Consider the following 14,320-nt stretch of genomic DNA (forward strand, 5'->3'; position numbering starts at 1 on the left):
ATGGCGAAGCCGGCTTCGATCTGCTTCTGGTCGAAGATCGGTTTCAGGGCGTTGCCGGTGGCGCGGGTATCCCGGCTCAGGCTGGCCAGGGCAGCGGTCTGGGCCGGGCTGCTGTCGGCCACTTCCAGCGTGCCGGGCGCCATCGCGCTGCGCGTCACGCTGCTCGCGCTGTCGCTGGCCGCCATCGCGCCCGGTGGGGCGATACTGACCCCGCCGCCCTGCAGCGGGCTGCGGGTTTGGGGGTCGCCGGGCTGCTTGTCGCCGGCAGGGGCGTCGCCCTGCGGGGTGTCCTGTTGCGGGGTCCCCGTCCCTCCCCCGCCTCCGCTGTAGCCGCCGCCGGCACTGAAGCTGCTGGCACGGTAGGCCGCACGGTTGATCAGGGCGCTGTGGTTCAGCGAGCCGGTCCGCAGCCGGTTCTGCGTCGCGGCCGCCGTGCTGTCGATCACCGCACCCTTCAGCGTGGTCGTCCCGGCCACGTCAAGGTCGAAGCCGCCGTCACCGGCGCGCAGTGCCGTCTGTTCGCGCACGCTGAGGTAGTCGCTGTCGATCTGCTGCAGGCTGGCGTCAGCGCTGACCGAGTAGCCATAGCCGTAGGTCCCGCTGGCGTTCAGCGACATGTCTCGCTGGCTGAAGTCGTGCCGGTCCTGCAGGCTTTCCAGGCTCAGGCCGCCCCCGGTCCGGAGTTCGATCCGCCGACCGCGCCCTTCGGCGCCGCGCAGCGTGATGTCGCCACCGGCGTTCAGCGTCAGCGTCCCGCCGGCCGCCAGCCGGCCGGGCAGCTGTTCCACGTCGTCGCCCTCGCTTCGACCCTGCGAGAGACCGCCGCGGAGATGGAAGCCGACCGCCGCTCCCTTGCCCTGGCCCCCGCCGTAGCTGGCGGCGAGGCCGAATCCGCCCTGGCTGCCGTGCTGTCGGCGGCGCTGTTGCTGCCAGTGCCGGGCCGCTTCGACGGTGAGGGCGCCGTCCGCGCTCAGGCTCAGGCCGCCACCGGCGCGGATCTCGCTGCCGCGCAGCCGGATTCCGCTGTCCTCGCCCGCACCATGGGCACGGAGGCTGGCGTCGCCGCCGGCCACCAGTTGGGCGCCCCGGGCCTGTTCGCCGTGTCGTTGCTGTCGCTGCTCGTTGCGGCTGTTGCCCACGGTCAGGCTGACGGTGATGCCGCCCCCCTTCGGATTGGCCTTCAGCGCGTCGTACAGGTTTTTGCCGGCCAGGGCGCCGCCGGCGCCGGCCAGCAGTTTCAGGCGCGGGTCGTCGCTGTCGGCCGAGGCCTGCTGCAGCTGGCGGGCGGTTTCGTAAGCGGTGATCACCGGGCTGCTGACCCGCAGTGACAGACCCGACTGGCGGAAGGTGGTGTCGTTGCGCTGTTCGCTGCGCTCGCGGGCTTCGCCCAGTGTGATCCGCTGCGCATCGAGTCCGATGTCGCCGCGGGGCGCCAGCACCTGGCTGCCGGTCTGCCGGTAGTCACGGCCGGCGGACAGGGTCACCCCGCCGTCGGTGGCACCGACCAGGCTGGCCACGGCACGTTCCCCCTCCTCCCGCTGCCGGTGCCGCTGTTCCTGCTCCCCGGCAGTGAAGCCGATGCTGCCGCCCCGGAACACCCCGCTGGTCAGTTGTTGCCGGTAGTGGTCAAGCGTGTGCCGGCTGTACCCGGCGCTGAGCGCCAGGTCACGGCCGGCCTGCAGCCGGGTGTCCTGTGTCGACGCTGCCTGGCTGGCGCTCAGTTCAAGGTCCCGGCCGGCCTGCAGCTGCAGCCGCTCGCCGCTGAGGGTGCTGGCCCGGATCTGCTGCTGGTCCAGTGTGTCGCGGGTGGTCTCCAGCGTGCTGCTCAGCTGACCGCGGTGCTGTACCTGCAGCAGCTGGTCGACATGCTGCCAGGCCTCGCCGCCGATCAGGCGCAGGTCGCGGCCGGCCACGGCGGCCAGGTCGCCGTGTTCGCTGCGCGCCTGCACCGCGCGGGTATGCAGGTCGCGGCCGGCGCTCAGTACCTGGTCGCTGCGGCTCTGGAGCCGGCTGCCGACGTCGTCGCGCCGGGCGTCGTGGCGCCAGTTGCTGTTACTCCATTGCGTCAGGTGCGTGCTGCCGGTGGCGACGCTGCCCAGGCTCAGGTCACGACCGGCGTGCACGCCGGTCTGACCCCGGCTGTCGAGTTCTGCCCCCATGACCTGCAGGTCACGCCCGGCGCGCAGGGTCAGCCGGCCATCGTCCCCGCGCAGGGTCAGCCGCGCCACCTGGTCAACATGGGTGCTGCTGCCCTGGGCATGCGCCGTGTGCCGGGTGGTGGTGCTGACGGTCAGGTCGCGCCCGGCCTGCATGTCGAGCCGGGATGCGCCGTCGACGGCGGTGCCGTACAGCCCGATATCGCCCGTGGCGCGGAGGTCGAGCTCATCGCCGCTGATCCGGCCACCGGCCAGCCGGATCTGGCCGGCGCGCAGCGCCAGTTCGCGGCCGGCAAGCTTGCCGCTGCTGTACAGCGTGCCGTCGATCTTGAGCCCGATCCGGTCGGCCGACAGCAGCGCACCGCTGCCGTCAAGGTCGCCGGGCCGGACCTGCACGTACAGTTGCGGCACCAGTGCCCGGGTCGTGCTGCCGTCCGCCTGCCGGATGTCGTGCTCGACCAGCCACACCATGTCGCTGGTCAGTTGTGCCATCTGTGCGGCGCTCAGCGCCACGCCGGGCACCAGTTGCCACGCCCGCGCCTGGGTCACGCCGCTGTCCAGCAGTGCCCGGTACTGCGCCTCGTCGTTGCGATGCTGGCCGAGGAAGCGCCGACCGGTCAGCGCCATGACCTGTTCGCGCACCAGCCGCTGTTCATGAAAGCCGTCACCCAGCCGGCGCTGGACATGGCGCGGGTCGACCTGCAACTGGGCCAGTTGCGCATCCGACGACAGCCAGCGCCGGCGGTCGGTATAGCGCGGGTCGGTTTCGACCACGTAACGGTCCGGTTCCTGTGCCGGGCGGAACAGGCGGCTGTCATCCTGCTCCAGCTCCAGTCCGCCGGTACGGACCACGCTGTCCGGGCGCTCCACCTCGGTCCACGCCTTCTTCCCCGGCCGTGGCTTCAGTTGCGTGCCGCTGCCCACCGGCTGGCTGTGGCCGCGATAGTCGACCACGCCGAGGCCGATCGTCTGCTCGGTCTGCGGTGTGTACGGCCGCGACGCGTAGCCCTGCCAGTCCTTCTTGTGCTTTTCCAGCAGGCTGGGGGTCCGCTTGATGCGCCAGTAGCTGTCGGCGACGCCATCGTCGCGGACGATCCGGGTGCCGGTCGCGTCGAGGTTGTCCAGCTTGCCAATGGGGCCGTCCAGCAGGCCGCCGGCGAGGATGTGGCTCTTGTCGTTGACCAGCCGGTCCGCCTCCAGCCATATCCGGCCCCCGGCCAGGATCCGGCCGGGGGCCGACGTGGTGATCCGGCTTGCGTAGGTCCGCCGGGTATAGCTGTACTGGGTGTAGCGGTCGGTCTTGCCTTCCGGCGTGCGCAGCCGCATCACTTCGTCTTTGAAGTTCTCGATGCCGGGCCGCTCACGCCGGTAGCGGTCTGGCGAGCCATACGGCTGGAATTCGGTGATGGCCTCCTCGCTGACCGGCACCACCTCGCTGGCGAAGTGATCGTTGTCATTGCGGATCTGCGCCGCCGCGATCTGCAGATCGCCGAGCGCCTCGATGGTGCTGCTGCGGTTGACCAGCGTCTGCGCCCGGCCGCTGGCGCGGCCTTGCGCGTCCAGCGTGCCGCCGATCGCCAGCCCGCCGGCACTGAACAGCAGTCCCCGTTCCCGGTTCAGCAGCGACGCGGTGCCGACGTCCAGCTGTTCGCTCGCGGCGAGGGTGCCTCCCTCTTCGTTGAGCACGGACGCGCTGGCGATCGCCAGCCGGTCGCCATCGATCAGGCCCAGGTTGTGCAAGCGGCCGGCGATGTGCAGCCGGGTCTCGCCGGCGCGGATCTCGCCGGTGGCGGCGTTGTCGAGGGCGGCAGCGCGCAGTGTCAGGGCGCCCACCGCGAGCAGTTTGCCGTGGTTGTACAGATGCCCGCCGACATGCAGTGCGGCCTCGCCGTCGGCCTGCCACTGGCCGCGATGGGTGACGTCACCGTCGACATTCAGCGTCAGCGCACCCCGGCTGGACCACTTGCTGTCGGGCGCCGACAGCGACCCCGCCCGCAGTGTCATCTGCCCGGCCTTGACCACCGCCCCGTCGCTGACCATCTGGCCCGGGGTGGCAAAGGCCAGCCGCCCGCCGGCGGTCAGCTTTGCCCGGCGCAGGCTCAGCGGGCCGTCACTGTCCAGCGTGATGGTCGCGGCCTTCAGCGTGCTGTCGTCGAGGTCGACGCTGGCGGCACCGAGTGTCAGCGAATCGCTCGCGCTCAGCGTGCCGCTCGCCTGCAAGGCCCCCTCGCTGTGGAGGTGGACATGGCGGGCGCTGAGCTGGCCGCTGTGCTGCTGTCGCCCGGCATGCACGCTCAGTTCGCCACCGGCACTCAGCGTGCCACGCTGGTGCAGCGCATGTGCCGTCAGCCGGGCGCTGCCCTCGCTGTGCACCGTGCCGCTGACTTCCAGCCGGCCGTCGGCATGCAGCACCAGTCCGCCGTCGCCGGCGGTAACCTTGCCGCCGAGGTTGACGCCGACGCCGTGCTCGGTGCCGGTCAGGAAGATCTTGCCGGCATACATGCCGCCGAGCAGGGCCGAATCCAGCGCGAACTGCGGCCGGGTGGCCGCGTCGGCGGCCTCGGGGCTCACGCTGTCGCCGTCGGCGCTGATGCGGTTGGCGCCGGTCACCACCCGCAGGTGTCTGGCCCACAGCCCGGCGTTGATTTCGACCGCACGGGCAAAGATCGCGGTGTGGCTGCTCAAGCCGGCATACAGCCCGGCGCCCTCGATGCGCACCGTGCCATTGCTGACGCGAAAGCTGTCCAGATTGCCCTGCGGGCCGGGCTGCGGCCGGCCGGTGCTCAGCGTGCTGCGGTCGGCATTGATGAAACCGCAGCCGGCGCAGGTGATGCCGGACGGGTTGGCGACGATGACGTCGGCGCGAGGACCGGCCACTTCCAGCAGGCCGCGCAGCAGGCTGGGCTGGCTGCTGTTGACCTCGTTGATGATCAGCCGGGCACTGCCGTTGGCCAGGGCCGGATTGCTGCGCACCCAGCCGCCAAGCTCGGTCTGCACGTCGTGGCGGGCGTTGTTGAGGATGGCGCCGCGCGGGCCGACGTCGAACTGGCGGTAATGGTTGTGCGAAACGCCTGCGGCGTTGGGGGTCTGGATGTCGACCTGCGGCAGGCCGCTGGCGGTGCGCTGCACCACCGGCTGCTGCGTGCTCGCGGCCCCCGGATCAGCGACGATGCCGTCCGCGCCGGCACCGGCAGCCAGCAGGAACAGCAGCGGAAGCAGCAGGGACGGCACGCAGCGGCGGACGAGGGGCATGGTGACGGCGCGGGACGGATTGGACTCCGTCACGCTACGCGGCACAGGCGCGCATGCCATCTGCCGGATTCCCGAGTTGAAACGGGAAGCCGCTGATTATTTGCTGGTTTTTACTGTGAAGAGAGACAGAAAAAGCCGGGTTCAGTGCCCCAGCCCTCTTCGGTCAACGGTTACTTCAGGATCAGGAACTCGACCAGCAGGTTCTTGAACACGAAACCGATCACGCCGGCGAACAGCGCCAGGAACAGCACGAAAGTACCGAACTTGCCGGCGCCGGACTTGCGTCCCAGATCAAGGATGATGAAAGCCATGAAGACGATCAGGCCGCCAAGCAGCACGACCATCGAGATGTTGGTGAATTGTTCTTCGCTCAGATTGCTCAGATCCCACTTGCTGAAATCCATGTAACACTCCCCTTTAGCAGATCAGCCGATTATATCGGTTGACGTGCCGCAACCTGATAGCAAAAAAACGCGAGGACAGCGCCTCGCGTTTTTTACCTCAGACTGTCTCAGCCACGCTTGACCCTGGCATTGGCGGCAATCCGCATCCGCAGGGCGTTCAGCTTGATGAAGCCGGCTGCATCGGCGTGGTTGTAGGCGCCGCCATCTTCGTCGAAGGTGGCAATGGTCGGATCGAACAGGCTGTCGGTCTTCGATTCGCGGCCGACCACGATCACGTTGCCCTTGTACAGCTTCAGCCGCACCCAGCCGTTCACGGTCGATTGCGATGCGTCGATCATCGCCTGCATCATCCTGCGTTCCGGGCTCCACCAGTAGCCGGTGTACAGCATGCTGGCGTACTTCGGCATCAGTTCGTCCTTCAGGTGGGCGACTTCGCGGTCCAGCGTGATCGATTCGATCGCGCGGTGCGCCTTCAGCATGATGGTGCCCCCCGGGGTTTCGTAGCAGCCGCGCGATTTCATGCCGACATAACGGTTCTCGACGATGTCGAGGCGGCCGATGCCGTGCTTGCCGCCAAGCTGGTTCAGCTTGGTCAGCACTGCAGCCGGGCTCAGGGCCGTGCCGTTGATGGCGACGATATCGCCTCCCTTGTATTCCAGCTCGATGTATTCGGCTTCATCCGGTGCCTGTTCCGGCGAGCAGGTCCACAGCCACATGTCTTCTTCCGGCTCCTGGGCCGGATCTTCCAGCACGGTGCCTTCGTAGGAGATGTGCAGCAGGTTCGCATCCATCGAGTACGGGCTGCCGCCGTTCTTTTTCTTGCTGATGTCGATGCCGTGCTTCTCGGCATAGGCCAGCAGTTTTTCACGCGACAGCAGGTCCCATTCGCGCCACGGAGCGATGACGGTCACGTCCGGCTTCAGTGCGTAGTAGCCGAGTTCGAAACGCACCTGGTCGTTGCCCTTGCCGGTTGCGCCATGGCTGACGGCATCGGCGCCAACCTGGTTGGCGATCTCGATCTGGCGCTTGGCGATCAGCGGACGGGCGATCGAGGTGCCGAGCAGGTACTCGCCTTCATAAACTGCATTGGCGCGGAACATCGGGAACACGAAGTCGCGGACGAATTCTTCGCGCAGATCGTCGATGAAGATGTTGTCGGGATTGATGCCGAGCGCAATGGCTTTCTTGCGCGCCGGTTCCACTTCCTCGCCCTGGCCGATATCGGCGGTGAAGGTCACCACCTCACACTGGTAGGTGTCCTGCAGCCATTTGAGAATGACCGAGGTGTCCAGGCCGCCTGAATAGGCGAGTACAACTTTCTTTACATCGTGGTGCATTTCTATTTTCCCGTCCGGATAAAAAAAGGGCGGCGCTTAAATGAATAAGCGCCGCCCGTTTTGGGGTTGAGATGAACGCTGAGCCTCTAGCCCTCGCCCACCAACGACGCATGCAGATAGCCGCGGACGCGGCGCACTCGTCGTGCGCCGTCCGCGCGGCTACGTCGCAGCGCATCAAGTTGGTGGAAAGCGTCAAGCATCTGGTTCATCCCTGAAATTCGATCGTGGAGCCGGGTCCGTGCCGCTGGACGTCAGCCAAGGTCTGTCGATGATTTTTACGGAATTGCGACACAGATGCAAGCGCTATCTTGCATTCCGGTCAAATTTAAGCATTTGCTCATCTTCAAGCCGCAATACCCGCACGTAATAGCCGTCGCCGTCCTGCTCGACCCCGTGCAACTCCAGATCCTTCTGCATCCGCGTCACGCGCCCCAGATAGGACACGGCCTCGTCGCTGATCTGCTGCCCCGGCGTCCATACCGGAATGCCCGGCGGATATGGCGTCACCTGATCACAGGCGACGCGTCCGGCGAGTTCGACGTTGGGCCGGCCGTCGTCATCAAGCAGCGGCAGCATTTCGCCGGCCTCGTAGAACGCATCACGCGGCAGGCAGACCAGCCGGCCCAGACCCGGCAGCGCCGGCAGCTGTGGCGGCCGCCGCGGGGTGCGCTTGTCGCGCGCGACCCGCATCAGTGCATCGAGCAGCCGCGACGCCTTGCTGCGGGTAGTGCCGATGGTGACCAGCAGTGTCAGGGTGTTGAAGGTGGTTTTCTCGACCTGGATATTGAAGCGTTCGAGCAGGATGTCGCGCAGTTCGGCGCCGGAATAGCCCGAGTCGCTGATGTCGATGGTCAGCTTGGTCGGGTCGAGACGGATGGCGTCGCTCGCCAGTTCGGCCGGCAGCAGGTCGTCGAGTTCCAGTACGCGAAACACGCCGGTCCCGGCAATGAGTTCGCGCAGTTCGCGAGCGATGCCGAGCGCACGGTCGATCAGGGTGTAGCCTTCCATCATCGCCTGCTTTCGCGCCACGTCCAGGCTGGCGATGATCGAGTACTGCGGGCTGGTCGACGCGTGCATGTTGAAGTTCTCGCGGAACAGGTGGGCGTCGAACGCCGGGTCGTTCACGTGGATCATGCTCGCCTGCGACAGCGCCGACAGTACCTTGTGCGTCGACTGGGTCACGTAGTCGGCCCCGCATTCGAGCGCGGTCGGCCGCATGGCCGGATGGAAGCGGGCAAAGCCGTACCACGCCTCGTCGACCACCACCTTGACCCCGCATTCGTGTGCGGCGGCGATGATCGGCGCCAGGTCGTAGCACAGGCCGTCATAGGTCGAGCTGGTCAGGATCAGCACCCGTGCGGACGGGTGGGCGGCCAGCGCATCGAGGATGGTCTGCTTCGGCACCGGACCGAACAGGCCGTAGCGGCGATTCAGGGTCGATTCGAGGTAGACCGGGCGCGCGCCGGACAGGATGGTCGCGTGATGGACCGATTTGTGACAGTTGCGGTCCAGCAGCAGGGTATCGCCCGGCGCCAGCAGGGTCTGCAGGATGACCTTGTTGGCCGTCGAGCTGCCATTGGTGGCGAAATAGGTGCGACGGGCACCGAAGGCCCGGGCGGCCAGTGCCTGGGCATCGTTGATCACCCCGGCCGGGTGCAGCAGCGAGTCCAGCATCGGCACCGAGACCGACAGGTCGGCGCGCAGGGTGTTCTCGCCAAGAAACTGGTAAAAGTCGCCGACCCACGGGCTGCCGCGCAGCGAGTCGCCACCGGAATGGCCCGGCGTGTGCCACGAGTCCTTGGCCAGTTCAACGTAGCGCTTCAGGGCATCGAAGAACGGCGTTGCCGCCTTCTCGGCGATTTCCGCCTGCAGGATATGGCGCCAGCCGGCCCAGTCCTGCTCGTCGCGCATGAAATAGCCGGACAGGGTTTCGCCCAGCAGATTGGCCACCTGCGCCCGCTCCTCGCCCCGCCCCAGCAGCACGTACAGCGACAGTTCCGGCCGGAAGTCGCCAAGCCAGTCGACGAACGGCAGCAGCGGCTGGTCCAGATCCTGGCTGTCGATCAGCACGATCTGGATGCTGCCGTCGTCCCGCACGGCCACCTGCGCGTCGGCCGCCGACGCCGCCGGTACGAAGCTCAGCCCGAACGCACCGCTTTCCTGATGCGCATTGTGGTTCAAGCCCTTGATCGCCTCGCGCAGCCACACCGCATCGCGGCCGACCACCAGGACCTTGCAGCCAGGTTTGTTCATTGTGTCCTCGCAGAGCGTGATTTTGTTGTTCTGTCTGGCGGAATGAATTTCCGCCGATTCGCTAGCTAATCCTACGCACGGTATGCACACACGTCATGCTGCGATGCAATGATCGCGCCCGGTCGCCCGGCGTCGATCGCGCCGCCCCAAGCCGCCCGCAGTCTGTAAAATGTGCGCATGCTGACCGATCTCGAAAAAGACGCCATCCGCCATCACTACCAGACGCTGGCCACCGCGCTGCCCGGCTTCAAGCCGCGGCCGTCGCAGCGGCGGATGATTGCGGAAATCGCCAATGCCCTGTCCCGCTGCAAGGAGCGCGACGGCGATGAACTGCCGGAGCGGGAAGGCGAAAGCATTCTGGCGGTCGAGGGACCAACCGGGGTCGGCAAGAGTGTGGCCTATCTGATCGCCGGCGGCGTGATGGCCAAGAACCGCGCCAAGAAGCTGATTGTCAGTTCGGCGACGGTGGCGCTGCAGGAGCAGCTGGTCAATCGCGACCTGCCGTTCGTGGTCGAGCACAGCGAGCTGCCGCTGACCTATGCGCTGGCCAAGGGGCGTGGCCGCTATGCGTGTCCTTACCGCCTGTTCCAGCTGACCGCCGATTCGACCCAGGGCGAGTTGCTGGCGCCTGATCCGGCCGCCGCACTGTGGGAGCGCAAGCCGGAGGCTGCCGAGCTGGCGGCAATCAAGGCGCTGGCCGACGCGTTCTACTACAAGACATGGAACGGGGATCGCGACGATTACCCGGAAATGATCGACGATGCGCTGTGGCTGCGGGTCACCAATGACCGCCACGGCTGCCTGAAGGCGGCCTGCCCGAACCGGCCGGAATGCCCGTTCTACATTGCCCGCGATGCGCTGGAGAACGTCGACGTGGTGGTCACCAACCACGACCTGCTGCTGGCCGACTGTGCGATGGGCGGTGGCGTGATTCTGCCGGCGCCGGAACAGAGCTTCTATTGCATCGACGAGGCGCACCATCTGTCGAAAAAGGCGGTCAACCAGTTTGCCGCCGACTTCCAGAGTGGCCCGACCCTGGGCTGGCTGGACAAGGTGGCGACGCTCGCCAGCCACGCCGACACGCTGCTCGACAAGCACGAACTGGTCGATCTGCTGATCGATTCGGCGGCGGCCAGTATCGAGCACTTGACCCAGTTCATCGCCGTGCTCGACGGCATCGAGGCGCTGTCCGGCAACGACGGCGACGACGAACCGACCTGGCTGCTGCCGGCCGGCCCGCTGCCCGAGGGCGTCGACCAGCTGGCCGCCAACCTGCAACTGACCAGCGCCGCGCTGGAAAAGCAGCTCGAACAGCTGTCCGACGCGCTGGCCGAAGCGCGCAAGGACAAGTCCGGCGGCGACATGCTGCTGATCGACCGCCTGTCCAGCGAACTGGGCTTCTTCATTTCCCGCGCCGAACCATTCGCGGCAGTGTGGACGCTGTTTGTCACCGAGCCCGAGGACAAGGCGCCGCCGATCGCGCGCTGGATTACCGCACGCGCAGTCGGTAACCGCCGCGATTACCGGGTGTCGGCCTCGCCGGTGTCGGCCGCCGGCAGCCTGGCCAGCACGCTGTGGCGCAAGGCGGCCGGTGCGGTGCTGACTTCGGCCACGCTGCGTTCTCTGAACAGCTTCGACCTGCTGCTGCGCCAGACCGGCCTGGTCTGGCTGCCGGAAACCAGCACGCTGGCGCTGGACTCGCCGTTCGATTTTGCCCACCAGGGCGAGTTGTATCTGCCGCCGCTGGCGGCCAGCCCGAAGGACGCCGCCGGCCATACCGCCGAAATCGTCAAATGGCTGCCGCGACTGGTCGACCTGTCGCAGCCGAACGGCACGCTGATGCTGTTTTCGTCGCGCCGGCAGATGGAGGAAGTAGCCGACCGTCTGCCGCCGGAGTTCGCCGAGCGCGTGCTGGTGCAGGGTACGCTGCCGAAGTCCAAGCTGCTGGCCCGCCATCTGGAAGCGGTCGCCGACGGTCGCGCCAGCCTGATTTTCGGGCTGGACTCGTTCGCCGAGGGGCTGGACCTGCCGGGCGAGGCCTGTGTACACGTGATTATCGCCAAGCTGCCGTTCGCCATGCCGGATGATCCGGTCGGGCTGACGCTGTCAAAGTGGATTGAAAGCCAGGGCGGCAATCCGTTTATCGAGCTGTCGGTACCGGAGGCGTCGGTCAAGCTGATCCAGGCGGTCGGTCGTCTGATCCGTACCGAGAGCGACTATGGCCGGGTCAGCATTCTCGACACCCGGCTGAAGACGGCCGCCTACGGCAAGAAGATCCTCGCCGCGCTGCCGCCGTTCCGGCGCATTTGACTGCCGATCGGGGCGGGCGCAAACGACTTGAGTGGCGTCGGTGCCTGCCCGACTGACTGGAACACGGTGCGGGCACGGCAGTCCCCTGTTTCACCCCGACCCCTTCCGTCCCCGCCGCCGCGGGGAAACCTCGCTGCGCTCGTCCGTTCGACTGCCGATCGGGGCGGGCGCAAACGACTTGAGTGGCGTCGGTGCCTGCCCGACTGACTGCAACACGGTGCGGGCACGGCAGTCCCCTGTTTCACCCCGCCCCCTTCCGTCCCCGCCGCCGCGGGGAAACCTCGCTGCGCTCGTCCGTTCGACTGCCGATCGGGACGGGCGCAGACGATTTGAGTGGCGTCGGTACACGCCCGACGGCTTTCGGCAGTTGGCGGCAGGCGTAGTTCAGTCGCCGTGCCAGCCGTACACTTTCAGGTCGATGCGGCCGCTGGCGTCGAACTTCACGCCGTCGTCCTCCAGCAGGATGCGCTGGTAGTCGTCGTTGCCATCCAGCCCGCGCGGGCTGATGCGGCCCTGATGATTGATCACACGGAACCACGGCACGGCGTCGGCCGGCCCGTGCAGCGAGCGGCCAACCAGCCGCGCATGGCGCGGAAAACCGGCCAGTCACGCCACTTCGCCATAGGTACACACCCGCCCCGGCGGAATCCGGGCCACTACCGCGCGGATCGCGGCCTGAATCGGGGACGCGGTCGCGGTCATGGTCAGAATCCGATCGCTTCGCGGATCAGGCGTTTTTTCACCGGTCCGGCCACATTGGTCAGCGACAGGCCGGTATTGCGCAGCCAGCCGACCAGCGGATGCGGATGGGTGAACAGGCGGAACAGTCCGTCACAGGTGTACTGCATGGTGCGCACCGCTTCGATCCGGCCACGTTCATAGCGGCGCAGCACGCCGTAGGCGCCGGGATCGTCGGCGTCGCGCAGCAGCGTCGCCAGCAGTTGCACGTCGCCAAAGCCGAGATTGACCCCCTGTCCGGCCAGCGGATGCACGGTATGGGCGGCGTCGCCGGCGAACGCGACCCGCTCGCCGATCACCCGTTCCGGGCGAATCAGTCGCAGCGGGAAGCCGGCTGCCGGCGTAACCAGCTGCAGCTCGCCCAGTTGCCGGCCGCCGCGTGCCGCCACCGCCGCGCACAGGGCATCCGGCGACAGCGCCAGCAAGCGTTCCGGGTCCGCGCACGACCACACCATCGACATCCGGCGTCCCGGCAGCGGCAGGTAAGCCAGCACGCCGTCGCCGGTGAACCACTGGTGTGCCACGCCATCATGGTCGCGTTCGCACAGGAAGTTCGCCACCACGCCGCTGTGTCCGTAAGGGGACACGGCCGCGCCGATGCCGACTTCGCGCCGCAGCCACGAATTGGCGCCGTCACAGCCGATCACCAGCCGTGCGCCGAGCGTGCGGCCACCAGCCAGGGTCAGTGTCGCCCCGCGTGCGTCGCTGGCGAAGGCCGTCGCCTCGGCCGGATCGAGCAGCTCGACATCGCTGTCGGCCAGCCGGCGCCAGATCGCGGCCAGCAGCCAGCGGTTCTCGACGATCCACGCCAGCGCTTCACCGCCGACTTCGGCGGCATCAAAGCGGATGCGGCCGCCGGCGTCACCGCGCACGTCCATGGCGGTGACCATGCCGACACGGTCGTCGGCCGGCCAGGCCTCCAGTTGCTGCAGGAAACGGCGATTGGCCGGGCTGACCGCATAGACCCGGGCATCCCAGTCGTCGTCGCGATCGAGCCCGTCGACCTGCGGCGGCCGGGTTTCCAGCAGTGCGACGCGTTGCCGCCCGCCGGACAGCGCCAGCGCCAGACTGGCGCCAACCAGACCACCACCGAGGATAAGGATGTCGAAATGGGTATTCATGCTCAGACGCCGATCCACTTGATCAATTAAACAGTCCGGAGCGGGATTGTGCCCGAACCGGGTGTGGCTACACCAGTTGCCGTACCACGTGAGACAGTTGCCACAGGGCCACGGCAATCACGCTGCAACCGGCAACCACCCGCACCCAGCGCCGGGTCAGCCAGGTTTTCAGTACTTCGGCGAAAGCGCCCATCGCCAGCAGATTCGGCAGGGTGCCGAGTGCGAAGGCGAACATGCCGGCCGCACCGCCGGCGACGCTGCCGCTTGCCAGTGCGGTCAGGCTGGCCGAGTAGACCAGCCCGCACGGCAGCCATCCCCACAATGCACCAACAAGGAGCGCGCCAGCCGGGGAACGCACCGGAATGAGGCGTTTCATCAGCGGCTGCACGCGCCGCCACAGCGGGCGACCGACGCTTTCCACCCGGGTGATCCAGGCGGAGACGCCGGCCAGGTACAGGCCGAGCAGGATCATCAGCCCCTGCGCCAGCACGAACAGCGCCAGTTGCGCCGCCTGCAGCCGCAATGCGGCAAGGCCCAGTCCGCCGATGCCGCCGGCGATGGCCCCGACTGCGGTATAACTGGCGACACGGCCGATGTTGTAGGCCAGGATGAACGGTGTTCGCGAACGTGCGGCCGGCAATTGCAGCGACAGGGCGGTCACCAGACCGCCGCACATGCCGAGACAATGACCGCCGCCAAGCAGGCCGACGAGGAACAATGCGGCCAGGCTGTATTCCGGCATGGTAATA

General features: G+C 67.5%; 8 protein-coding genes. 1 reads left to right on the top strand and 7 read right to left on the bottom strand.

The genetic code is table 11. The features are described from left to right. The 4 genes from Q352_RS0115715 to Q352_RS21520 all read right to left on the bottom strand — a co-directional run. The coding region (locus tag Q352_RS0115715) for a two-partner secretion domain-containing protein (protein WP_028500163.1) at positions 1-5,408 on the bottom strand (5,408 nt) is incomplete at its 3' end. A 170-nt stretch (positions 5,409-5,578) separates the two neighbouring features. Next, positions 5,579-5,812, bottom strand: coding sequence for a DUF2788 domain-containing protein (locus Q352_RS0115720; RefSeq protein WP_373280124.1), 234 nt, complete (start codon positions 5,810-5,812; stop codon positions 5,579-5,581). Positions 5,813-5,919: 107 nt separating this feature from the next. Then, on the bottom strand, positions 5,920-7,149 hold the full coding sequence (locus Q352_RS0115725) for an argininosuccinate synthase (RefSeq protein WP_036386674.1): 1,230 nt from the start codon (positions 7,147-7,149) through the stop codon (positions 5,920-5,922). A gap of 303 nt (positions 7,150-7,452) precedes the next feature. Beyond that, on the bottom strand, positions 7,453-9,402 hold the full coding sequence (locus Q352_RS21520; protein WP_036386676.1) for an aminotransferase class I/II-fold pyridoxal phosphate-dependent enzyme: 1,950 nt from the start codon (positions 9,400-9,402) through the stop codon (positions 7,453-7,455). Positions 9,403-9,579: 177 nt separating this feature from the next. Between Q352_RS21520 and dinG the strand changes: the two genes are divergently transcribed. Then, positions 9,580-11,712 carry an ATP-dependent DNA helicase DinG gene (gene dinG / locus Q352_RS0115740; RefSeq protein WP_028500166.1) on the top strand — a complete coding sequence of 711 codons (2,133 nt, stop codon included), beginning with the start codon at positions 9,580-9,582 and terminating at the stop codon, positions 11,710-11,712. Positions 11,713-12,096: 384 nt separating this feature from the next. Here the strand turns inward: dinG and Q352_RS24190 are convergent, their stop codons facing one another. From Q352_RS24190 to Q352_RS0115755, 3 genes are all read right to left on the bottom strand, one after another. After that, on the bottom strand, positions 12,097-12,318 hold the full coding sequence (locus Q352_RS24190; protein ID WP_276325000.1) for an MGMT family protein: 222 nt from the start codon (positions 12,316-12,318) through the stop codon (positions 12,097-12,099). 98 nt (positions 12,319-12,416) lie between these two features. Continuing rightward, on the bottom strand, positions 12,417-13,571 hold the full coding sequence (locus Q352_RS0115750) for a UbiH/UbiF family hydroxylase (RefSeq protein WP_028500167.1): 1,155 nt from the start codon (positions 13,569-13,571) through the stop codon (positions 12,417-12,419). 67 nt (positions 13,572-13,638) lie between these two features. Beyond that, the gene (locus tag Q352_RS0115755; RefSeq protein ID WP_028500168.1) at positions 13,639-14,313 is read right to left on the bottom strand and encodes a sulfite exporter TauE/SafE family protein; all 675 of its coding nucleotides are present in this window, start codon (positions 14,311-14,313) and stop codon (positions 13,639-13,641) included. Positions 14,314-14,320: the final 7 nt, after the last annotated feature.

Origin of the sequence: Microvirgula aerodenitrificans DSM 15089, assembly GCF_000620105.1 — a bacterium.
Lineage (GTDB): Bacteria > Pseudomonadota > Gammaproteobacteria > Burkholderiales > Aquaspirillaceae > Microvirgula > Microvirgula aerodenitrificans.